Source organism: Pseudomonas sp. C321 (assembly GCF_055407105.1).
This window is the reverse complement of record NZ_JBUZRB010000001.1, coordinates 988158-1008113: the sequence shown is the minus strand read 5'-3', so window position 1 is coordinate 1008113 and position 19956 is coordinate 988158. Positions and strand designations below refer to the sequence as shown.

Genomic DNA, 19956 nt, shown 5'->3' with positions numbered 1-19956 from the left:
CTTACGGCTTGGCAGGCACCGCAGCCTCAGGCTTGTTCAGCTTGACCTCAAACCCATACTGCACGGTGTTCAGTTCGGTGCGCTGGTAGGTTTCAAACTGCGTAGGCTGGCCATAAAAATAGTGGACATCAAAGAGCGCCGTGCCGTATTCCTCAGCGCGGTGGCTGACGCCGAGAACTTCCTTCAAGTAGTTTTCGCTGGCGTCCTTGGCGAAGAAGCGCCAGCTGTCGGAGGGAAACAGCTGCTGGTCGACAATCAAGGCGTTGCCCTGCATTACCAGACCCTTTGGAAGCTGGCTGGCGGTGACGGTGGCTTTTTCGACGTTTGCCAGGAACAGCGGAATCGAACCCACGACAAACGTTGGGTTCTCGGGGAACAGGTTCAGATCGTAGGTGATGACGCCTCGCCCAGGGTCAACTTCAAATGCCTCGGTAGGCAGCTCGATGGGCTCACCGCGCTGGCCGTCCTCATTGGCGGTAAAGAATGTCACGGGTGCATTGGCGCCACTGCGGGCTTCGCCCAGCATGTCGTCGTTGAAGGTGTAGGGGTGGTCAAACACGATGTGTGCGGCACTGGCATCGTCGACTGACTGGTTGATGCTGATGCTGTTTTTGAGCTGGTCTTCGGAAAGTGTGGCGCCCTTGAGCCACTCCGCGGCCTGGTCGTCGTACACCGTCACTGGCATCGGCAGGGGTTGTACGGTTTTTTCCAGGCTGTTCTTGTCGAAGCGCCGAATCGGCAGGTCCAGGTCTTTGCGGGTCACTGTGGCGGCGGAAAAGTCGAGGACACTGACTTGCAGGTTATCGATCAGGCCGTTGAAGTACACCTTGGTGTAATGGTTGGCCTGCTTGTGTTCGAAAGCTTTTTGCTCGTCTTCCAACTGCTTTTCAAAGGCGTCGGACCAGCCTTTCTGCTTCTGCATCTCGGCCAATTGTTTCTCGTAGAACGCCAGTTGAGCGGCGCTCTCGTTGATCGAGCCTGCGCGGGATAGAAATTGCCCCGTGGTATCCCTGGCCTGCACCAGCAGCGCGTTGGGAGACGTGTCAGCGACTTGTGGCGCCAGGGGGGCATTGTTGGTCAGTTCGATTTCGGCGTAGTTCTTTTCCAGGGTCAGCAGCGTGACGGTGACGTTTTCTTCACTGCGTTTGTGGCCGACGTCTTGTTTAGTCAAGTCAAAGGTGAAGACCTTGCGTGGTGCGATGACTTCAACCTGGCCTTTGAGGGTGACGGGTTGCGGCTGGATTTTGTTCTCGGTCTCGATGCCTTCGATGAAGGGGTACGTGACCGTCAAGTCGTCCGGGTTGGTCAGGTTGGAGCTGGAGGGGCTCAACTGGATACCGGGGTCGGTTTCCGACCATTCCGGCTGGAAGGGGACGGTCTTGTTGTTGCTCAGCGTCACCGACTGCCATTCCAGGCCATGGGGAAAGGGGAACTGGTCGGTGCCGTTGAAGTTGAACGGGAACACCGGCTGCAGGTCCGTCAGATAGTCCGAGTGGGAGTTTTTGCGCAGAACAAACAGACCGTTGATGTAGGTGTCCACCAAGGCTTGTGGCGTTGGGTAGTGCTTGAGCAGCGCCAGGGTGTCTTCGACGTACTCGGCTTCGATGGGCTTGGTGCTGAGCTTGATGCTGGCGCGCTCCAGCAGTAGCAGGGAGCCACCAAGGTCGGCCACGGCATCCTTGAGCCTGGGGTCTTGGATGGTGTCCAGGGATTGCTCGAACTTGGCGGTTTTCTCTTCGAGGCTGGTTTGCTTGTGTTCGTCGCTGGGGGAACAGCCGCTGCCAGCCAGCAACGCCACACATAGGCCAAGGCTGGCCAAAGGGGATCGCACATCCATTATCTTCAGTTTTCCTGTCCGACATCATCGAGCCGAGTTGATGAGCCCGACACTAGCAGAAAAACTCTTTGACAGATGCCGTGCCGGTCAGTTTTCTCAGTGGTTCTGGCCTTTGCATGTGGCTGATATACTCGCCGCCATTTTTAGCCAAGCTGTGTGAGATTCAATGGAACGTTTTATCGGAAATGCAATGTACGCCTCACGCTGGCTGTTGGCACCGATCTATTTCGGCTTGTCCCTTGGGTTGCTGGCGCTGGCGCTGAAATTTTTCCAGGAAGTGGTTCACGTTCTCCCCAGCGTCTTCGCCATGACCGAGTCCGATTTGATCCTGGTGCTGCTGTCGTTGATCGACATGGCACTGGTTGGCGGCTTGCTGGTGATGGTGATGATCTCCGGCTACGAGAACTTCGTCGCCCAGCTGGACATCGACGACGACAAGGGCAAGCTCAACTGGTTGGGCACCATGGACTCCTCCTCGCTGAAGATGAAAGTGGCCGCTTCCATCGTGGCGATTTCGTCGATTCACTTGCTGCGGGTGTTCATGGACGCCAAGAATATCGATCCCGAGCATCTGAAGTGGTACGTGATCATTCACATGACCTTTGTGGTCTCGGCGTGTGCCATGGGCTACCTGGATAAGGTGACCAAGCACTGATTGGCTGACTGATAGCGTGATGAGCAGCAGGCAGGGCCTGGGGCTCATCAAACCCCGGTTTTCTATGCTAGTCTGCTCGCCCTTTTAGTTCGGATGACACGGGAAACGCTGCAGTTCTGTAGTGTTTCCAGTGCCTTCCTACAGCGGAGCAGTTCCATGTCTGAAGTCAATCTGTCCACCGACGAAACCCGCGTGAGCTACGGCATTGGCCGTCAGTTGGGCGACCAACTGCGCGACAACCCGCCGCCGGGCGTGAGCCTGGACGCGATCCTGGCTGGCCTGACCGATGCGTTCGCTGGCAAACCAAGCCGTGTGGACCAAGAGCAAATGGCTGACAGCTTCAAGGTCATCCGCGACATCATGCAAGCCGAAGCGGCCGCCAAGGCTGAAGCTGCAGCGGGCGAAGGCCTGGCCTTCCTGGCGGAAAATGCCAAGCGTGATGGCATCACCACTCTGGCTTCCGGTCTGCAGTTTGAAGTATTGACTGCGGGTGACGGCGCCAAGCCAACCCGTGAAGATCAAGTGCGTACCCACTACCACGGCACCCTGATCGACGGCACTGTGTTCGACAGCTCCTACGAGCGTGGCCAGCCTGCAGAATTCCCGGTCGGTGGCGTGATTGCCGGCTGGACCGAAGCGCTGCAACTGATGAACGCCGGTAGTAAATGGCGTCTGTACGTGCCAAGTGAACTGGCTTACGGCGCACAAGGCGTTGGCAGCATCGCGCCGCATAGCGTTCTGGTGTTCGACGTCGAGCTGCTCGACGTTCTGTAAGGCCCGCTGGCTAAGTTGTTGGAGCGAGGGGGACGCCTAGTTCTTGCTCGCGATGGACGTCAATGATAACGCGGGCATCCTGGATGAACGCAGTGTCTTTGAGTTCTTCGCGAGCAAGAACCAGGCTCGCTCCTACACGGTTTTGCAGGTGTCTCATGGATGAAACTTGCCATTAAGCTCCGTCGCTGGGCGCAATGCTCTGGCATAGCAGAACAGAAACAGGTTACGCACCACCTCCTTCAGCACGCCAGGTTCACTGGAACTCAAGCCATTGACGTCCAGGTCGCCCTGATCCTGCAGTTCATTCAAGGCTTCTTCTTCCAGTACGGCGCAGACTTCCCCGGTTTCCCGATGGAGTATCCGCAGGTAGGGGTGTGGGCGGTCCAGCCAGGCATCAATCAAATAAGTCATGTGTTGCATCTCCTTGATGGGTTTCAATGAGAATAATTCTTATTCGTTGAATAGCAAGTCCCTATTGGCGATTCACTGGTTTTTCTGTGTGGGCATTGTGCTCGATCAAAAGGACTGGCCTTTTGCTACTTGCGGGGCGTTGAGGCGGGGAGGGTGAAGCACCATCCCGTGCTGGGCACGAGATGGAGACAGCAAAATCAAACCTTGCGGACAAACTCGGACTTGAGCTTCATCGGGCCGATGCCGTCGATCTTGCAGTCGATATCGTGGTCGCCGTCGCACAGGCGGATGTTCTTGACCTTGGTGCCGACCTTGACCACCAGCGACGTGCCTTTGACCTTGAGGTCCTTGATCACGGTGATGGTGTCGCCGTCCTGCAGGACGTTGCCGACGGAGTCTTTTTTCACGGCGTCATCACTGGCGGCCTCGACTTCGCCACCGACGGCCCACTCATGGGCGCATTCCGGGCAGATCAGCTGGGCGCCGTCTTCGTAGGTGTATTCGGAGTTGCATTTCGGGCAGGGTGGCAACGTGCTCACTAAGGCTCCTTGAGTTTCAGGATGGCTAAAAAGCGCACATTATATAGGGTTTTAGGGCGAGGCGGGGGATGCGGCTATTTGCAGGAGCCGCGGGGGCTCCTGCACAGCAATCAATCAGTGGGTCCGCGCGACCGCGAACTCACTCAGCTCTACCAGGGCGTCCCGGTATTCGCTGGCTGGAAGGGCTTCCAGGCATTTGATGGCGCGAGCCACGTAGTCACGGGCCAGTTGCGCGGTGTAATCGAGTGAGCCCGAAGCTTCCACGGCAGCGCGGATGCTTTCCAGGTCTTCAATTCCGCCTTTCTGGATCGCCTTGCGCACCAGGGCGGCCTGTTCGGGGGTGCCTTCGCGCATGGTGTAGATCAGCGGCAAGGTCGGTTTACCCTCGGCCAGATCATCACCGACGTTCTTGCCCAGGGTCTCGGCGTCGCCGCGATAATCGAGCAGATCATCCACCAGCTGGAAGGCCACGCCCAGATGATCACCGAAGGTGCGCAGGGCTTCGCGTTGTTCCGGCGTCGCTTCGCATAGGGCGGCGGCGCTGTGGGTCGAGGCTTCGAAGAGCATGGCAGTCTTGCCGCGAATGACTTCCATATAGGTTTCTTCGGTGGTGCTGGCGTCACGTACTTTCGACAGCTGCAACACTTCGCCTTCGGCGATGATGCGTGTGGCTTGTGAAAGAATCTTCATCACTGGCATCGAGCCCAGTTCGACCATCATTTCGAACGAGCGTGAGTACAGGAAGTCGCCCACCAGCACGCTTGGTGCATTGCCCCACATGGCGTTGGCGGTCTCGCGACCACGGCGCATCCCGGACATGTCGACCACATCGTCGTGCAGCAGGGTGGCGGTGTGCAGGAATTCGATGGTGGCAGCCAGCAGGCGCAGGTCATCGCCTTCGCGGCCCAGCGCCTTGCCACACAGCAACACTAATAAAGGTCGCAGGCGTTTGCCGCCCGCCGACGTAATGTAGTCGCCAATTTTGGAGACCAGCGGCACTTTAGAAGTCAGCTGCTTCTTGATGATGTCGTCGACGGCGCTAAAATCGTCCGCTACCGCGCGGTAGAAAGCTTGGGGTTGCATCAGCGACAGTCGCTCCAGAAGGGTTGCGCGGCATGCTAGGACCCACGTCCCCTAGTGTCAAGACGCGATAGACGGCTACTTGCAAGCCTTCTATAGCTTGCGTACAATCGCGCACCCTGAACTTCCTGGGCAGCACCTGCCTTACGCAATTGCATTTGGGGCGTTCCATCCCATGCAGCCATGCCAGCCAATACCTTTACCTATAAAGCGCTGGGTGAGCAGGATTATCGGAGAAATACCATGTCGTACGCAGTAATTGTTACTGGTGGCAAGCAATACAAGGTCGCCCCAGGTGAATACCTGAAGATCGAAAAACTGGAAATCGCTACCGGCGAATCCGTTACTTTTGATCGCGTTCTGTTGGTCGCCAATGGCGATGACGTGAACATCGGCGCTCCAGTTGTTGTTGGCGCTACCGTTGTGGCTGAAGTGATTTCCCAAGGTCGTCACGATAAAATCCGCATCATCAAGTTCCGTCGTCGTAAGCACCACATGAAGCGTATGGGCCACCGCCAGTGGTACACCGAGATCAAAATCACCGGTATTCAGGCTTAATTTCAGCCTAATTCCTCACTAGGAGAATTGACTCATGGCACATAAAAAAGCTGGTGGTAGTACCCGTAACGGTCGCGACTCAGAAGCCAAACGCCTTGGCGTGAAGATGTATGGCGGCCAGGTTATCATTCCGGGCAACATCATCGTGCGTCAGCGCGGCACCCAATTCCACGCCGGTTACGGTGTTGGCATGGGTAAAGATCACACTCTGTTTGCTAAAATCAACGGCGTGATCAAGTTCGAAGTAAAAGGCGCTTTCAATCGCCGTTACGTGAGCATTGTCCCGAAGACTGAAGTCGTCGCGGCATAATTACGTAGTTGCTGGAAAAGCCCTGTCTTGCGACGGGGCTTTTTCGTTTGTGGGGTGAGTCTCTTGCAAAGCTGTTTGTAATGGGCTCCAGCGCGGATTTGCGGTTGTTGATTGAGGTCGCTGCGCTCATTTTTGCAAGAGTCTTATGTCTTGGTTTCTTAAGCTCGTCCGTGCGACGAGAGGCGTTTTGTTATGAAGTTCGTTGATGAAGTTTCGATCCGAGTAAAAGCTGGCGACGGCGGTAATGGTTGCATGAGTTTCCGTCGGGAAAAATTCATCGAAAACGGTGGTCCTAACGGTGGTGATGGTGGTGATGGCGGCTCGGTCTACATGATCGCCGACGAAAACCTCAACACCCTGGTGGATTACCGTTACACCCGGCACTTCGATGCCGAGCGTGGCTCCAACGGTGGCAGCACCGATTGCACCGGTAAAAAAGGCGAGGAGATGGTCCTGCGGGTTCCGGTCGGCACCACCGTGATCGACTCCGCGACGCAGGAAGTTATCGGCGACCTGACCAAGGCTGGTCAGCGTCTGCTGGTGGCTCATGGCGGCTGGCACGGTCTGGGTAACACCCGTTTTAAATCCAGTACCAACCGCGCGCCACGCCAGACCACGCCGGGCAAGCTAGGCGAGCAGCGTGACCTCAAACTGGAAATGAAGGTTTTGGCTGATGTCGGCCTGCTGGGTCTGCCAAACGCCGGTAAAAGTACTCTCATTCGCTCGGTGTCTGCCGCCAAGCCGAAAGTGGCTGATTACCCGTTCACTACCCTGGTGCCAAACCTGGGTGTGGTCAGTGTCGATCGCTGGAAAAGCTTCGTGGTTGCGGACATTCCGGGTCTGATCGAGGGTGCCTCCGATGGCGCCGGCCTGGGGATTCGTTTCCTCAAGCATTTGTCCCGTACTCGCCTGCTGCTGCACCTCGTCGACATGGCGCCGCTGGATGACACCAGTGCGCCGGATGCCGCCGAAGTGATCGTCAGTGAGCTGACCAAGTTCAGCCCGTCCCTGGCTGAGCGTGATCGCTGGCTGGTGCTGAACAAGTGCGACCAAATCCTTGAGGAGGAGCACGAAGAGCGCGTCAAGGAGATCGTTGATCGCCTGGAGTGGACCGGTCCGGTCTACGTGATCTCGGCCATTGCCAAAGAAGGCACTGAGCGTCTGACCCGTGACATCATGCGTTACCTGGAAGATCGTGCTGATCGCTTGGCCAATGACCCTGTGTTCAAGGCGGGGTTGGTTGACCTCGATCAGCGCATCGAGGACGAGGCGCGTGCCCAGTTGCAGGCCCTGGATGATCAGCGTGCCCTGCGTCGCAGCGGCGTCAAGTCGGTCCATGACATCGGTGATGATGATTGGGACGAGGAAGATGTAGATGATGAGGATGGTCCGGAAATCATTTACGTGCGCGACTGATTCGTTGCAGTAAACTTAAGCGCCGCTCAATCGAGCGGCGTTTTGGTATCTGGAAATCGGTAGTCACGAATAACGTTATGGGCAGCACTGGCTCGTGCTGTCCTCAATCTAAGGTTGAAGATGATGCGGAGTAAAGTGGCGGGTGCGCAGCGCTGGGTCGTAAAGATCGGTAGTGCGCTGCTGACGGCGGATGGCAAGGGGCTGGATCGTGCAGCCATGAGCGTCTGGGTTGAGCAGATGGTGGCCTTGCATGAGGCGGGTGTTGAGTTGGTGCTGGTGTCGTCCGGGGCGGTTGCTGCCGGGATGAGCCGCCTCGGCTGGACCGTGCGACCGAGTGCGATGCATGAGCTGCAAGCCGCTGCCGCCATCGGTCAGATGGGTTTGGTGCAGGCCTGGGAATCCAGCTTCGCCGAGCACGGTCGCCATACGGCGCAGATTCTGCTGACTCACGACGACTTGTCCGACCGCAAGCGCTATCTCAATGCCCGCAGCACTCTGCGTGCCCTGGTCGAGCTCAAGGTGATCCCGGTGATCAACGAGAACGACACGGTGGTCACTGACGAAATTCGTTTCGGCGACAACGACACCTTGGCTGCGCTGGTGGCCAACCTGGTGGAGGCAGACTTGCTGGTGATCCTCACGGATCGCGACGGCATGTTCGATGCTGATCCGCGCAACAATCCCGAAGCTCAGCTGATTTATGAGGCTCGCGCCGATGATCCGGCACTGGATGCGGTGGCCGGCAGTGTCGGTGGCGCGCTGGGGCGTGGTGGCATGCAGACCAAGCTTCGTGCGGCCCGGCTGGCGGCGCGTTCTGGTGCTCATACGGTTATCGTGGGTGGGCGCCTGGAGCGGGTACTGGATCGTCTCAAGGCGGGCGAGCGCATTGGTACGTTGCTGTCGCCCGAGCGCGGCCTGCTGGCGGCGCGCAAGCAGTGGTTGGCGGGGCATCTGCAGACTCGTGGCACCCTGGTGCTGGACGCCGGTGCGGTATCGGCGCTGTCCCAGGGCAATAAAAGCCTGCTGCCGGTGGGCGTCAAATTGGTCCAGGGCAGCTTCCGTCGTGGCGAGATGGTGGTGTGTGTGGCGCCGGACGGTCGTGAGATTGCTCGCGGACTGGCCAACTACAGCGCCCTTGAGGCGCAGAAAATCATTGGGCAGTCGTCTGAAGCGATTGTTGGGTTGCTGGGTTATATGGCTGAGCCGGAGCTGGTTCACCGGGATAACCTGATTCTGGTTTAAGTGAAGGAAGTCTCGATGCGCGTAATGAAGGGATTGCTCGGTCTGTTGTTGGCTATGCCGTTGCTGGCGTCGGCTGAAGAAATTGGTCGCGTGTCGACGGTGTTCAAGTTCGTCGGCCCCAATGATCGGATTGTGGTCGAGGCTTTTGATGATCCGAAGGTCGATGGTGTGACGTGCTATTTGTCTCGGGCCAAGACGGGCGGGGTGAAGGGTGGTCTTGGCCTGGCTGAAGATCGCGCTGAGGCGTCGATAGCGTGTCGTCAGGTGGGGCCGATTCGCTTCAAGGGTGAGTTGAAGGATGGTGACGAGGTGTTCAAGGAGCGCACGTCCCTGGTGTTCAAGACCATGCAGGTGGTGCGCTTCCTCGACAAGAGGCGCAATACCCTGGTGTATCTGGTCTATAGCGACCGTTTGATCGAAGGCAGCCCGCAGAATGCGGTGACGGCAATTCCGATCCTGCCGTGGTCGACGGCGCAATAAATTGGATGACGCTGTTTTGCTTTATGTGGGAGCTGGCTTGCCTGCGATGACTGGCTAACATTCAATGATGATGTTGACTGTTGCGCCGCTATCGTCGGCAAGCCAGCTCCCACATTTGTTTGTGGTATCTGGTAATTCACGGCTTGCTCAAATCCGAGGCAATAAAAAACCGACCCTAGGGTCGGTTTTTTAACAAGCTTATCGCTTAGGCTGCAGCAGCAAGGTTCAGAGCCTTGATGTGGCCATTCAGACGACCTTTATGGCGAGCAGCTTTGTTCTTGTGGATGATGCCTTTATCGGCCATACGGTCGATAATTGGCACAGCCAGAACGTAAGCAGCTTGAGCTTTTTCAGCGTCTTTTGCGTCGATGGCCTTAACTACATTCTTGATGTAGGTACGAACCATGGAACGCAGGCTGGCGTTGTGGCTGCGACGCTTCTCAGCCTGTTTTGCACGTTTTTTGGCGGAAGGTGTGTTGGCCACCGTCGAGCTCCTCGAAAGACTTTTTAGGAAATAGCAAACAAAATAGGCCGCGAATCATGCCGATGAGTTGAAGTCTTGTCAAGGGCGGCTGATGCGAACTGCTGAGTGGTCGATCTGAAGAGGCGGGTGATTTATTTCCGGCGCTTGACCTGTAAACTCGCGAGCTTTGGCTCTGTGCTTGTTGCAGGCGCGGAGTATCGCATATGTGGGCGCATTGTTCGCCTGCTCTTTATCTATAGGCAAAAACTCTTTCAATGAATCTGCTCAAGTCGTTGGCCGCCGTCAGCTCTATCACAATGATCTCCCGGGTTTTGGGGTTTGTGCGTGACACCCTTGTGGCGCGTTTTTTTGGCGCGAGCATGGCCACGGATGCGTTCTTTATTGCCTTCAAGCTACCCAATCTACTGCGGCGGATCTTCGCCGAGGGTGCGTTTTCCCAAGCATTCGTGCCGATTCTGGCGGAATACAAGACCCAGCAAGGCGAAGAGGCGACCCGAACATTTATTGCCTATGTCTCGGGCTTGCTGACCCTGGTGCTGATGCTGGTAACGATTGCAGGAATGCTTGCTGCACCCTGGATTATCTGGGCCACAGCGCCCGGTTTTGCCAATACCCCGGAAAAATTCGCCCTCACTACCGATCTGCTGCGGGTGACATTTCCTTATATATTGCTGATTTCCCTGTCGTCCCTGGCGGGTGCAGTCCTTAACACGTGGAACCGTTTCTCGGTGCCAGCCTTCGTGCCGACCCTGCTTAACGTCAGCATGATTATTTTCGTTCTGTTTCTGACACCGTATTTCGACCCGCCCGTCATGGCTCTGGGTTGGGCGGTGTTGGCCGGCGGCCTGGCGCAATTGTTGTATCAACTGCCGCACCTGAAAAAAATCGGCATGCTCGTGTTGCCACGCCTGAACCTCAAGGACACCGGAGTCTGGCGGGTGATGAAAAACATGCTGCCAGCAATCCTTGGCGTCTCGGTCAGTCAGATCTCCCTGATCATCAACACCGCCTTTGCTTCGTTGCTGGTCTCGGGTTCGGTGTCGTGGATGTACTACGCCGATCGTCTGATGGAGCTGCCGTCGGGCGTACTGGGCGTGGCATTGGGCACCATTTTGCTGCCGACCCTCGCGCGCACCTATGCCAGCAAGGACCGCCACGAATACTCGCGAATACTCGACTGGGGTTTGCGCCTGTGCTTTGTGCTGGTGCTACCGTGCTCGCTGGCCCTGGGGATTCTCGCTGAGCCGCTGACCGTTTCTTTGTTCCAGTACGGCCAGTTCAGCGCTTTTGATGCCTCAATGACCCAGCGCGCCCTGATTGCCTACTCCGTCGGCCTGCTGGGTATCATCGTGATCAAGGTTCTGGCCCCCGGCTTTTACGCCCAGCAAAACATTCGTACCCCGGTAAAGATTGCGATCTTTACCTTGGTGGTCACGCAACTGCTCAACCTGGTATTCATCGGCCCGCTGGCTCACGCTGGCCTGGCCCTGGCTATCAGCGTTGGTGCCTGCATCAATGCCGGCTTGCTTTTTTATCAGCTGCGCAAGCAGCAAATGTTTCAGCCGCAGCCAGGGTGGGGCATGTTTTCCCTCAAGCTGCTGGTGGCCGTGGCGGTGATGTCGGCCGTATTGCTGGGGCTGATGCAGTTGATGCCTGCCTGGGACCAGGGGCACATGCTGGAACGTTTCCTGCGTCTGGGCATGTTGGTGGTCGCCGGTGTGGTAGCGTATTTTGGCATGCTGCTGTTGATGGGATTCCGCTTGCGGGATTTCAATCGCAAGTCGCTGAGTTGATCGCAATCAACAATAAGGCGCCTGTTTTCTCGATTCGATCCATTTGGCCTGCGCTGTTGCCTGTCGTCCGGGGCCGGGTGTGGTTATAATCGACCACTTTATGAGCAAGAAGCGCGTTATGCAGCTGGTTCGAGGTCTCCACAACCTGCGCCCCCAGCATCGGGGCTGTGTCGCCACTATTGGCAACTTTGACGGTGTTCACCGTGGCCACCAGGCTATCCTGGCACGTCTGCGTGAGCGTGCGGTTGAGTTGGGCGTGCCCAGCTGCGTGGTGATTTTTGAACCACAACCCCGCGAATTTTTCACCCCAGAGACGGCGCCGGCGCGTTTGGCCCGTCTGCGGGACAAATTGCAACTGTTGGCCGAAGAAGGTGTGGACCGCGTCCTCTGCCTGGCCTTCAACCAGCGCTTGCGCAAGCTCAGCGCCGCCGAGTTCGTCGACCGAATCCTGGTGGATGGCCTGGGCGTGCAGCACCTGGAAGTCGGTGACGACTTCCGCTTTGGTTGCGACCGGGTTGGGGATTTTGATTTCCTGCAACAAGCTGGCGTCACTCAGGGGTTTACCGTGGAAGCCGCGCAAACCGTCGAACTGGACGGCCTGCGTGTGAGCAGTACCCAGGTGCGTAATGCCCTGGCCGCTGCCGACTTCGCCTTGGCCGAGCGTTTGCTCGGTCGCCCGTTCCGGATTGCCGGGCGGGTCTTGCACGGCCAGAAGCTGGCGCGCCAATTGGGCACGCCAACCGCCAACGTGCAACTCAAGCGCCGTCGTGTGCCACTGACCGGGGTTTACCTGGTCAGTGTCGATATCGACGGCCAATCGTGGCCCGGAGTCGCCAACATAGGCGTCAGGCCCACGGTTGCAGGTGATGGCAAGGCCCACCTGGAGGTACACCTTTTGGATTTTTCCGGGGATTTATATGACCGGCGTTTGACGGTGGCTTTCCACCAAAAGCTGCGTGAAGAGCAGCGTTTCGCCTCTCTGGAGGCGCTGAAAACGGCGATCAATGCGGATGTCGCCGCCGCCCGTGCACTAGCCGCACCTAGCGCCAATCGCTAATGAAGAGCCTTAAATGACCGACTATAAAGCCACGCTAAACCTTCCGGACACCGCCTTCCCAATGAAGGCCGGCCTGCCACAGCGCGAACCGCAGATACTGCAGCGCTGGGACAGTATTGGCCTGTACGGAAAGTTGCGCGAGATTGGCAAGGATCGCCCGAAGTTCGTCCTGCACGACGGCCCTCCTTATGCCAACGGCACGATTCACATCGGTCATGCGCTGAACAAGATTCTCAAGGACATGATCATCCGTTCGAAAACCCTTTCGGGTTTCGACGCGCCTTATGTCCCAGGCTGGGATTGCCACGGCCTGCCAATCGAACACAAAGTCGAAGTGACCCACGGCAAGAACCTGGGCGCCGACAAGACCCGCGAACTGTGCCGTGCCTACGCCACCGAGCAGATCGAAGGGCAGAAGTCCGAGTTCATCCGCCTGGGTGTGTTGGGCGACTGGGCCAACCCGTACAAGACCATGGACTTCAAGAACGAGGCCGGTGAAATCCGTGCCTTGGCTGAAATCGTCAAGGGCGGTTTCGTGTTCAAGGGCCTTAAGCCGGTGAATTGGTGCTTCGACTGCGGCTCTGCCCTGGCTGAAGCGGAAGTCGAGTATGAAGACAAGAAGTCTTCGACCATCGACGTTGCCTTCCCGATTGCCGACGAAGCCAAGCTGGCCGAAGCCTTCGGGCTGGCGAGCCTGGCCAAGCCAGCCTCCATCGTGATCTGGACCACCACCCCGTGGACCATCCCGGCCAACCAGGCGCTCAACGTGCACTCGGAATTCACCTACGCCCTGGTGGACGTCGGTGACAAGCTGTTGGTGTTGGCCGAAGAACTGGTCGAGTCGTGCCTGACCCGCTACAACCTGCAAGGTTCGGTGATTGCCACCACTACCGGCTCCGCTCTGGAACTGATCAACTTCCGTCACCCGTTCTATGACCGCCTGTCGCCAATCTACCTGGCTGACTACGTCGAGTTGGGTGCCGGTACCGGCGTGGTTCACTGTTCGCCCGCCTATGGCGTGGACGACTTCGTGATCTGCAAGCAATATGGCCTGGTCAACGACGACATCATCAGTCCAGTGCAAAGCAACGGTGTGTACTCGCCGTCCCTGGAGTTCTTCGGCGGCCAGTTCATCTTCAAGGCCAACCCGGCGATCATCGACAAGCTGGCGGAAGTTGGTGCGCTGTTGCACACCGAAACCATCAGCCACAGCTACATGCACTGCTGGCGCCACAAGACCCCGCTGATCTATCGCGCTACCGCGCAATGGTTCATCGGCATGGACAAAGAGCCTACCAGCGGCGAAACCCTGCGCAAGCGTGCGCTCAAGGCCATCGAAGAGACTCAGTTCGTCCCGGCCTGGGGCCAGGCACGCCTGCATTCGATGATCGCCAACCGTCCAGATTGGTGCATTTCCCGCCAGCGTAACTGGGGCGTGCCGATCCCGTTCTTCCTGAATAAGGAAAGCGGCGAACTGCACCCGCGCACCGTCGAGCTGATGGAAGTCGTGGCCCAGCGTGTTGAAGAAGACGGCATTGAAGCCTGGTTCAAGCTGGACGCCGCCGAGTTGCTGGGTGACGAGGCGCCGCTGTACGACAAGATCAGCGATACCCTCGATGTCTGGTTCGATTCGGGTACCACCCATTGGCACGTCCTTCGCGGTTCGCACCCGATGGGCCATGAGAGCGGCCCGCGCGCCGACCTGTACCTGGAAGGCTCGGACCAGCATCGCGGCTGGTTCCACTCGTCGCTGCTGACCGGTTGCGCCATCGACAACCACGCGCCGTACCGCGAGCTGCTGACCCACGGCTTCACCGTCGACGAGAACGGCCGCAAGATGTCCAAGTCCCTGGGCAACGTGATCGCGCCGCAGAAGGTCAACGACACCCTGGGCGCCGACATCATGCGCCTTTGGGTCGCCTCGACCGATTACTCGGGCGAGATAGCCGTGTCCGAGCAGATACTTGCACGCAGCGCCGACGCCTACCGCCGTATTCGCAATACCGCACGCTTCATGTTGTCGAACCTGACCGGTTTCAATCCGGCCACCGACATCCTGCCGGCCGAGGAAATGCTCGCCCTGGACCGTTGGGCTGTGGACCGTACCCTGTTGCTGCAGCGCGAGCTGCAGGAAAACTACGGCGAATATCGCTTCTGGAACGTCTACTCGAAAATTCACAACTTCTGCGTCCAGGAATTGGGTGGCTTCTACCTCGATATCATCAAGGACCGCCAGTACACCACCGGCGCCAACAGCAAGGCGCGCCGCTCAGCGCAGACCGCGCTGTATCACATCTCTGAAGCGCTGGTGCGTTGGATCGCGCCGATCCTGGCGTTCACCGCCGACGAACTGTGGGAGTACCTGCCGGGCGAGCGTAACGAATCGGTGATGCTCAACACTTGGTACGAAGGCCTGACCGAGCTGCCGGCCGATTTCGAGCTGGGCCGCGATTACTGGGAAGGGGTGATGGCGGTCAAGGTTGCCGTGAACAAGGAGCTGGAGGTTCAGCGCGCGGCCAAGGCCGTCGGTGGCAATCTGCAGGCCGAAGTAACGCTGTTTGCCGAGGAAGGCCTGACCGCCGACCTGGCCAAGCTGAGCAATGAGCTGCGTTTCGTGCTGATCACCTCGACTGCCAGCCTGGCGCCGTTCGTCCAGGCTCCGGCCGATGCAGTGGCCACTGACGTGCCGGGCCTCAAACTCAAGGTGGTCAAGTCAGCCTTCACCAAGTGCGCTCGTTGCTGGCACTGCCGTGAAGACGTCGGCGTGAACCCGGAGCATCCGGAAATCTGCGGTCGTTGTGTCGACAACATCAGCGGCGCGGGTGAGGTTCGTCACTATGCCTAATCAAACCGGGCCTAATACAGCCAGTCGTTTCGGACGTCTGGGCTGGCTCGTATTGAGCTTGCTGGTACTGGTCATTGACCAGGTCAGCAAGGCTCACTTCGAGGGCACCCTGGAGATGTTCCAGCAGATCGTGGTTATTCCTGACTATTTCAGTTGGACCCTGGCCTACAACACCGGTGCAGCGTTCAGCTTCCTGGCCGACAGCTCCGGCTGGCAGCGCTGGCTGTTCGCGCTGATTGCCATCGTAGTCAGTGCGGTGCTGGTGGTTTGGCTCAAGCGCCTGGGGCGCGATGACACTTGGCTGGCCGTTGCGCTGGCCCTGGTGTTGGGCGGGGCGCTGGGTAACCTGTACGACCGTATTGCCCTGGGCCATGTAATCGACTTCATTCTGGTGCATTGGCAGAACCGCTGGTATTTCCCGGCGTTCAACTTTGCCGACAGCGCTATTACTGTCGGTGCCGTGATGCTGGCACTGGACATGTTCAAAAGTAAGAAAACCGGAGAAACCGTTCATGACTGAACAGGTATTGGCTGAGCAACGCATCAGCCAGAACACGGAAGTCACCTTGCATTTCGCACTGCGCCTGGAGAACGGCGACACGGTCGACAGCACTTTCGACAAGGCCCCGGCGACCTTCAAGGTCGGCGATGGCAACCTGCTTCCGGGTTTTGAAGCGGCGCTGTTCGGCTTCAAGGCCGGCGACAAGCGCAACCTGCAGATCCTGCCGGAAAACGCCTTTGGCCAACCGAATCCGCAAAACGTGCAAATCATCCCGCGCTCGCAATTCAAGGACATGGAACTGTCGGAAGGCTTGTTGGTGATCTTCAACGATGCGGCGAATACCGAATTGCCGGGTGTGGTCAAAGCATTCGATGACGCCGAGGTGACTATCGACTTCAATCACCCGTTGGCCGGTAAAACCTTGACCTTTGATGTCGAAATCATCGACGTTAAGGCTCTGTAACTGACGAAGCCGGTTCCAGCGGGGACCGCAATGTTCCAATCTCTTGCGCTGCAAGACACGAGGCACAGCATGCAAATCAAACTCGCCAACCCCCGTGGCTTTTGCGCCGGCGTGGACCGGGCGATCGAAATCGTCAACCGTGCCCTGGAAGTCTTCGGGCCGCCGATTTACGTGCGCCATGAAGTGGTCCACAACAAATTCGTGGTCGAAGACCTGCGTGCTCGCGGCGCCATTTTTGTCGAAGAGCTGGACCAGGTGCCGGATGACGTCATCGTGATCTTCAGTGCCCACGGTGTTTCCCAGGCGGTGCGTACCGAAGCTGCAGGCCGCGGCCTGAAAGTGTTCGATGCCACCTGCCCGTTGGTGACCAAGGTGCACATCGAAGTCGCGCGCTACAGCCGCGACGGTCGTGAATGCATCCTGATCGGCCATGCCGGCCACCCGGAAGTCGAAGGCACCATGGGTCAGTATGACGCCAGCAATGGTGGTGCCATCTACTTGGTGGAAGACGAAAAAGACGTCGCCGAGCTGCAAGTGCATAACCCTAACAAGCTGGCTTTCGTGACCCAGACCACCTTGTCCATGGATGACACCAGCCGCGTCATTGATGCCCTGCGCACGCGTTTCCCTGCCATTGGCGGGCCGCGCAAGGACGATATCTGCTACGCCACGCAAAACCGCCAGGATGCCGTCAAGCAGTTGGCCGACGAGTGCGACGTGGTGCTGGTCGTTGGCAGCCCCAACAGCTCCAACTCCAACCGCCTGCGGGAGCTGGCCGAGCGCATGGCAACGCCGGCCTACCTGATCGATGGTGCCGAAGACATGCAGCGCAGCTGGTTCGATGGAGTCGAGCGTATTGGCATAACTGCCGGTGCCTCGGCCCCGGAAGTCCTGGTGCGCGGCGTGATTCAGCAACTGCAGGCCTGGGGCGCTACGGGTGCAGACGAATTGGCCGGACGTGAAGAGAACATCACCTTCTCCATGCCCAAGGAACTGCGGGTTCGTTCGCTGCTCTGAGTCCCGTGCTGCCCACGTAGCCACGGCACAGCGGCTGCTCGGTCTTGTTATTGCGCAGGCTGATGCGGCCGGTGGGCGCCAACACCACTTGATACAGGCTCAGTTGCTGGTCCGTGGCACATACATGCACGGTACCAGCACGAAAGCCTCCCGCCGCCGACAATAACGGTTCGCCCAAGCCGCTGAAGCGTATCTGGGTCCGGACCGGTGTATTGCCCACAATGGGTATGCGCCCGCTGTCCTGGCGCTCCAGCAGCACCGGGTTGTCTTCGTCCAGATGTCCACGGCCGTTCAGGTCGAGCACAACTCTCCAGCCCAGGCTCCAGTCATTGTCCAGGGCATGAATGACTACTGTCCGATTGCGTGCGATGGCCTCGGTACGTGCGTAGCGCAGGCCCGCGGCCAGGGTTTCGGCGGCGCTCTGGCGCCGTTGTGACTCAAGCAGGTCCTTGAAGCTGGGCGCCGCCAGTTGAGCCAGGACGCCACTCAATATCAAACCGACCAGCAGTTCGAACAACGTGAAGCCTCGTTGTTTCATGTCTCGTCCCTCCATGGACGTTCTCAGTTTGCCCATTCCTTGTCAGCGCCGGGGAGACGGGCTGCCAGATGGCAGACATAGTTATAGCGTCGACGTCGGTGTGCCGAATGGTGGCCTTCCTGTCCAAAGTATTTCGCTTTGTTCCCAGAGGCATCGCTACTCGTGGAGCGACGCTAATCTTGGGCGCACAGGAGATTTACCCCTGCCCTTTGATGACCTTCGACATGGATGACGACGGTAATGAATGCTTGCCCAATAACGCCTTGCTCCCAGCCGATCAGTACCAGGCAAACCGGCATGACCCTGATCGAGGTGCTGGTTTCGGTGCTTATTCTCAGCGTCGGCCTGCTGGGTGCGGTGGTGATCCAGCTTAACGCGCTCAAGTACACCGACAGTTCGCGGATGACCAGCCAGGCCAGTTTTATCGCCTACGACATGCTGGACCGGATTCGCGCCAACTCAGGCGCAGATTACTCATGGTCGCAAACGCAGAGCGGTTCCTCCAGGCCCTCGGGGGCCAGCGTTCGTGATTTGGACCTGCATGACTTTGAGGCCAATATCATCCGCTTTGCCGGGGAGAGCGCCAAAGGTTCGGTTGCCATCAATCAGCGGGAGGTGACCATCAGCATCAGTTGGGATGATTCTCGCGCTGCCAATGTTGGCAATCCCCGTGAAACCTTCACTCTGGCCAGTCGAGTTGCCGTCGATCCGCGAGCCTTGCAATGAGTCGGCACTGCGGTGGTTTTGGGCTGATTGAACTGCTGCTGGCGCTGACCCTTGGATTGGTAGTGGTGATGACCGTTGTCCAGGTGTCCCTTGCCACGCGAAACACCTACGCCAGCCAACATGCGTCGACGTTATTGCAGGACGATGCACGATTTGTCCTGAGCAAGATGATTCAGGAGATTCGTCTGGCAGGTATGTTCGGCTGCCTGCCCACTGCGTCGATCAGTGATGCCCCGGCTGAGTTTTCCAGGCCTGTCGGTTGGGCCGCTACTGGCAGCTCAAAGGTTCTGACGTTGGTCACGGGCGATGTGGGGAGTGAAGGCAGCAATCCAGATTGGACGGTGCTCTCCAATTGCGTCGAGAGTGCCCGGGCCTATGCTGGCGTGTCACCCAAGCCTGGCCCCGGACAGATCAGCTTTCCCATTCGCAAACTGACTTACACCTTTGAGTCCGGCCAGTTGAAACTCAGTACCTCTTCGACACCGGCCAAGGCAGTTCTGGTGGATAGCGTGCGAGCATTCGAGCTCAGCTTCGGGATGGCCGGCGCGCCAGGGTCTAGTGTTGTGACGCGGTATGACAGTAATCCGGCCGATGAGTCCCTGGTGCGTAGCATACGTATCCTTCTGACTCTCCAGGATCCTGGCGGTCGCGTACGGGACCAGACCTATAGCGTCGTCGCAGCCCTGCGTAATCGCCTTGAGTAGCCGTGGCATGTCGCGGCAGAGCGGTATGGTCCTGCTGATCAGTCTGGTGTTTCTGCTGTTGTTGACAGTCATCGGTCTGTCCTCGATGCAAGCGGCCACTTTGCAGGAAAAGATCGCCGGCAGCATCAGGCACCGCAACCAATCCTTTCAGGCCGCCGAAAGCGGGTTAAGGCTTGGGGAGTCAGCTGTGCAGGCTCCTGAATTTGCTTTGCGGCCATGTCCCTCGCTAGCCACCTGCGCACCGCCGAAAGAGTCGACTTCGGTGAGTGGGCCAGGAACAGATCCAGTCTCGGCCGTCACTTGGGTGGGTCTAAAGGGTGGCGTCTATGGCATTCAAAATCTGGGGCATGGCGTGGGGTTGGCTCATTTGCCGAGCGGAACTCCGGCGACCGTTTATCGGGTAACTGCCGCAGGTATCAGCGGCCATTCGCGCACCGTACTGGAGGCCGTGTATGCACGGGTATCCGTGGGCGACTCTGCAGGGCCCAGGTTTCGACGAGTCATGTGGCGACAACTTCACTAGGT

Annotated in this window: 22 protein-coding genes; 16 read left to right on the top strand and 6 right to left on the bottom strand. The window is 58.2% G+C overall.

The features are described from left to right. Position 1 precedes the first annotated feature (1 nt). Positions 2-1837, bottom strand: coding sequence for a hypothetical protein (locus ACZRJ6_RS04790; RefSeq protein ID WP_463967266.1), 1836 nt, complete (start codon positions 1835-1837; stop codon positions 2-4). A 166-nt stretch (positions 1838-2003) separates the two neighbouring features. On the opposite strand from ACZRJ6_RS04790, the gene ACZRJ6_RS04785 reads away from it, so the two are divergent. Together ACZRJ6_RS04785 and ACZRJ6_RS04780 are read left to right on the top strand one after the other, a co-directional pair. Then, positions 2004-2492 carry a TIGR00645 family protein gene (locus ACZRJ6_RS04785; RefSeq protein ID WP_133099989.1) on the top strand — a complete coding sequence of 163 codons (489 nt, stop codon included), beginning with the start codon at positions 2004-2006 and terminating at the stop codon, positions 2490-2492. A 156-nt stretch (positions 2493-2648) separates the two neighbouring features. Then, positions 2649-3266 (top strand): FKBP-type peptidyl-prolyl cis-trans isomerase, encoded by a 618-nt coding sequence (locus ACZRJ6_RS04780; protein WP_463967265.1) that lies wholly within the window; start codon positions 2649-2651, stop codon positions 3264-3266. Positions 3267-3419: 153 nt separating this feature from the next. Here the strand turns inward: ACZRJ6_RS04780 and ACZRJ6_RS04775 are convergent, their stop codons facing one another. From ACZRJ6_RS04775 to ACZRJ6_RS04765, 3 genes are all read right to left on the bottom strand, one after another. After that, positions 3420-3677, bottom strand: a complete 258-nt coding sequence (locus ACZRJ6_RS04775) for a PA4570 family protein (protein ID WP_003194088.1) — start codon at positions 3675-3677, stop codon at positions 3420-3422. Between the two features lie 197 nt (positions 3678-3874). Continuing rightward, positions 3875-4216, bottom strand: a complete 342-nt coding sequence (locus ACZRJ6_RS04770; RefSeq protein WP_149410795.1) for a zinc ribbon domain-containing protein YjdM — start codon at positions 4214-4216, stop codon at positions 3875-3877. A 114-nt stretch (positions 4217-4330) separates the two neighbouring features. Continuing rightward, positions 4331-5299, bottom strand: coding sequence for a polyprenyl synthetase family protein (locus tag ACZRJ6_RS04765; RefSeq protein ID WP_133099986.1), 969 nt, complete (start codon positions 5297-5299; stop codon positions 4331-4333). Between the two features lie 240 nt (positions 5300-5539). On the opposite strand from ACZRJ6_RS04765, the gene rplU reads away from it, so the two are divergent. The 5 genes from rplU (at position 5540) to ACZRJ6_RS04740 (ending at position 9302) form a co-directional block, all read left to right on the top strand. Continuing rightward, a complete protein-coding gene (gene rplU, locus ACZRJ6_RS04760) occupies positions 5540-5854 on the top strand; it encodes a 50S ribosomal protein L21 (protein WP_020291028.1) in 315 nt (104 codons plus the stop codon). 34 nt (positions 5855-5888) lie between these two features. Further along, the gene (gene rpmA / locus ACZRJ6_RS04755) at positions 5889-6164 is read left to right on the top strand and encodes a 50S ribosomal protein L27 (RefSeq protein ID WP_133099984.1); all 276 of its coding nucleotides are present in this window, start codon (positions 5889-5891) and stop codon (positions 6162-6164) included. A 192-nt stretch (positions 6165-6356) separates the two neighbouring features. Next, a complete protein-coding gene (cgtA, locus tag ACZRJ6_RS04750; protein WP_463967264.1) occupies positions 6357-7580 on the top strand; it encodes an Obg family GTPase CgtA in 1224 nt (407 codons plus the stop codon). Between the two features lie 123 nt (positions 7581-7703). Then, positions 7704-8822 (top strand): glutamate 5-kinase, encoded by a 1119-nt coding sequence (gene proB / locus ACZRJ6_RS04745; RefSeq protein WP_463967421.1) that lies wholly within the window; start codon positions 7704-7706, stop codon positions 8820-8822. Positions 8823-8837: 15 nt separating this feature from the next. Continuing rightward, a complete protein-coding gene (locus tag ACZRJ6_RS04740) occupies positions 8838-9302 on the top strand; it encodes a CreA family protein (protein WP_463967263.1) in 465 nt (154 codons plus the stop codon). A gap of 205 nt (positions 9303-9507) precedes the next feature. Here the strand turns inward: ACZRJ6_RS04740 and rpsT are convergent, their stop codons facing one another. Continuing rightward, on the bottom strand, positions 9508-9786 hold the full coding sequence (rpsT, locus tag ACZRJ6_RS04735; RefSeq protein ID WP_065836169.1) for a 30S ribosomal protein S20: 279 nt from the start codon (positions 9784-9786) through the stop codon (positions 9508-9510). 254 nt (positions 9787-10040) lie between these two features. On the opposite strand from rpsT, the gene murJ reads away from it, so the two are divergent. The 6 genes from murJ to ispH all read left to right on the top strand — a co-directional run bounded on the left by murJ (position 10041) and on the right by ispH (position 17463). Beyond that, a complete protein-coding gene (gene murJ, locus ACZRJ6_RS04730; protein WP_463967262.1) occupies positions 10041-11579 on the top strand; it encodes a murein biosynthesis integral membrane protein MurJ in 1539 nt (512 codons plus the stop codon). Positions 11580-11697: 118 nt separating this feature from the next. Next, positions 11698-12636: a bifunctional riboflavin kinase/FAD synthetase gene (gene ribF, locus ACZRJ6_RS04725; RefSeq protein ID WP_178114379.1), complete on the top strand. Its 939-nt coding sequence runs from the start codon at positions 11698-11700 to the stop codon at positions 12634-12636. A 13-nt stretch (positions 12637-12649) separates the two neighbouring features. After that, complete coding sequence (gene ileS, locus ACZRJ6_RS04720; protein WP_463967261.1) at positions 12650-15481, top strand: isoleucine--tRNA ligase; 2832 nt, start codon at positions 12650-12652, stop codon at positions 15479-15481. Further along, on the top strand, positions 15474-16001 hold the full coding sequence (lspA, locus tag ACZRJ6_RS04715) for a signal peptidase II (protein WP_463967260.1): 528 nt from the start codon (positions 15474-15476) through the stop codon (positions 15999-16001). Before ileS ends, lspA begins: the two co-directional genes overlap by 8 nt. Positions 16002-16008: 7 nt before the next feature. Continuing rightward, complete coding sequence (fkpB, locus tag ACZRJ6_RS04710) at positions 16009-16446, top strand: FKBP-type peptidyl-prolyl cis-trans isomerase (protein WP_178114384.1); 438 nt, start codon at positions 16009-16011, stop codon at positions 16444-16446. Between the two features lie 69 nt (positions 16447-16515). Next, complete coding sequence (ispH, locus tag ACZRJ6_RS04705; protein ID WP_463967259.1) at positions 16516-17463, top strand: 4-hydroxy-3-methylbut-2-enyl diphosphate reductase; 948 nt, start codon at positions 16516-16518, stop codon at positions 17461-17463. Here the strand turns inward: ispH and ACZRJ6_RS04700 are convergent. Then, positions 17417-18001 carry a GspH/FimT family pseudopilin gene (locus ACZRJ6_RS04700; protein WP_463967258.1) on the bottom strand — a complete coding sequence of 195 codons (585 nt, stop codon included), beginning with the start codon at positions 17999-18001 and terminating at the stop codon, positions 17417-17419. The two genes, ispH and ACZRJ6_RS04700, sit on opposite strands and share 47 nt — an antisense overlap. Before the next feature lie 240 nt (positions 18002-18241). Between ACZRJ6_RS04700 and pilV the strand changes: the two genes are divergently transcribed. The 3 genes from pilV to ACZRJ6_RS04685 are packed head-to-tail and all read left to right on the top strand — an operon-like array spanning position 18242 to position 19954. Further along, the gene (gene pilV / locus ACZRJ6_RS04695) at positions 18242-18727 is read left to right on the top strand and encodes a type IV pilus modification protein PilV (protein ID WP_463967257.1); all 486 of its coding nucleotides are present in this window, start codon (positions 18242-18244) and stop codon (positions 18725-18727) included. Next, on the top strand, positions 18724-19431 hold the full coding sequence (locus ACZRJ6_RS04690) for a pilus assembly protein PilW (RefSeq protein WP_463967256.1): 708 nt from the start codon (positions 18724-18726) through the stop codon (positions 19429-19431). The genes pilV and ACZRJ6_RS04690 overlap by 4 nt, the downstream gene beginning before the upstream one ends. A gap of 7 nt (positions 19432-19438) precedes the next feature. Then, the gene (locus tag ACZRJ6_RS04685) at positions 19439-19954 is read left to right on the top strand and encodes a pilus assembly PilX family protein (RefSeq protein ID WP_463967255.1); all 516 of its coding nucleotides are present in this window, start codon (positions 19439-19441) and stop codon (positions 19952-19954) included. Positions 19955-19956: the final 2 nt, after the last annotated feature.

Excerpts from the sequence above, each read along its gene's own strand:
- ACZRJ6_RS04790 (WP_463967266.1), bottom strand. The coding sequence starts at position 1,837 with ATGGATGTGCGATCCCCTTTGGCCAGCCTTGGCCTATGTGTGGCGTTG.
- ACZRJ6_RS04785 (WP_133099989.1), top strand. The coding sequence starts at position 2,004 with ATGGAACGTTTTATCGGAAATGCAATGTACGCCTCACGCTGGCTGTTG.
- ACZRJ6_RS04780 (WP_463967265.1), top strand. The coding sequence starts at position 2,649 with ATGTCTGAAGTCAATCTGTCCACCGACGAAACCCGCGTGAGCTACGGC.
- ACZRJ6_RS04775 (WP_003194088.1), bottom strand. The coding sequence starts at position 3,677 with ATGACTTATTTGATTGATGCCTGGCTGGACCGCCCACACCCCTACCTG.
- ACZRJ6_RS04765 (WP_133099986.1), bottom strand. The coding sequence starts at position 5,299 with ATGCAACCCCAAGCTTTCTACCGCGCGGTAGCGGACGATTTTAGCGCC.
- rplU (WP_020291028.1), top strand. The coding sequence starts at position 5,540 with ATGTCGTACGCAGTAATTGTTACTGGTGGCAAGCAATACAAGGTCGCC.
- rpmA (WP_133099984.1), top strand. The coding sequence starts at position 5,889 with ATGGCACATAAAAAAGCTGGTGGTAGTACCCGTAACGGTCGCGACTCA.
- cgtA (WP_463967264.1), top strand. The coding sequence starts at position 6,357 with ATGAAGTTCGTTGATGAAGTTTCGATCCGAGTAAAAGCTGGCGACGGC.
- proB (WP_463967421.1), top strand. The coding sequence starts at position 7,704 with ATGCGGAGTAAAGTGGCGGGTGCGCAGCGCTGGGTCGTAAAGATCGGT.
- ACZRJ6_RS04740 (WP_463967263.1), top strand. The coding sequence starts at position 8,838 with ATGCGCGTAATGAAGGGATTGCTCGGTCTGTTGTTGGCTATGCCGTTG.
- murJ (WP_463967262.1), top strand. The coding sequence starts at position 10,041 with ATGAATCTGCTCAAGTCGTTGGCCGCCGTCAGCTCTATCACAATGATC.
- ribF (WP_178114379.1), top strand. The coding sequence starts at position 11,698 with ATGCAGCTGGTTCGAGGTCTCCACAACCTGCGCCCCCAGCATCGGGGC.
- ileS (WP_463967261.1), top strand. The coding sequence starts at position 12,650 with ATGACCGACTATAAAGCCACGCTAAACCTTCCGGACACCGCCTTCCCA.
- lspA (WP_463967260.1), top strand. The coding sequence starts at position 15,474 with ATGCCTAATCAAACCGGGCCTAATACAGCCAGTCGTTTCGGACGTCTG.
- ispH (WP_463967259.1), top strand. The coding sequence starts at position 16,516 with ATGCAAATCAAACTCGCCAACCCCCGTGGCTTTTGCGCCGGCGTGGAC.
- ACZRJ6_RS04700 (WP_463967258.1), bottom strand. The coding sequence starts at position 18,001 with ATGAAACAACGAGGCTTCACGTTGTTCGAACTGCTGGTCGGTTTGATA.
- pilV (WP_463967257.1), top strand. The coding sequence starts at position 18,242 with ATGAATGCTTGCCCAATAACGCCTTGCTCCCAGCCGATCAGTACCAGG.
- ACZRJ6_RS04690 (WP_463967256.1), top strand. The coding sequence starts at position 18,724 with ATGAGTCGGCACTGCGGTGGTTTTGGGCTGATTGAACTGCTGCTGGCG.
- ACZRJ6_RS04685 (WP_463967255.1), top strand. The coding sequence starts at position 19,439 with ATGTCGCGGCAGAGCGGTATGGTCCTGCTGATCAGTCTGGTGTTTCTG.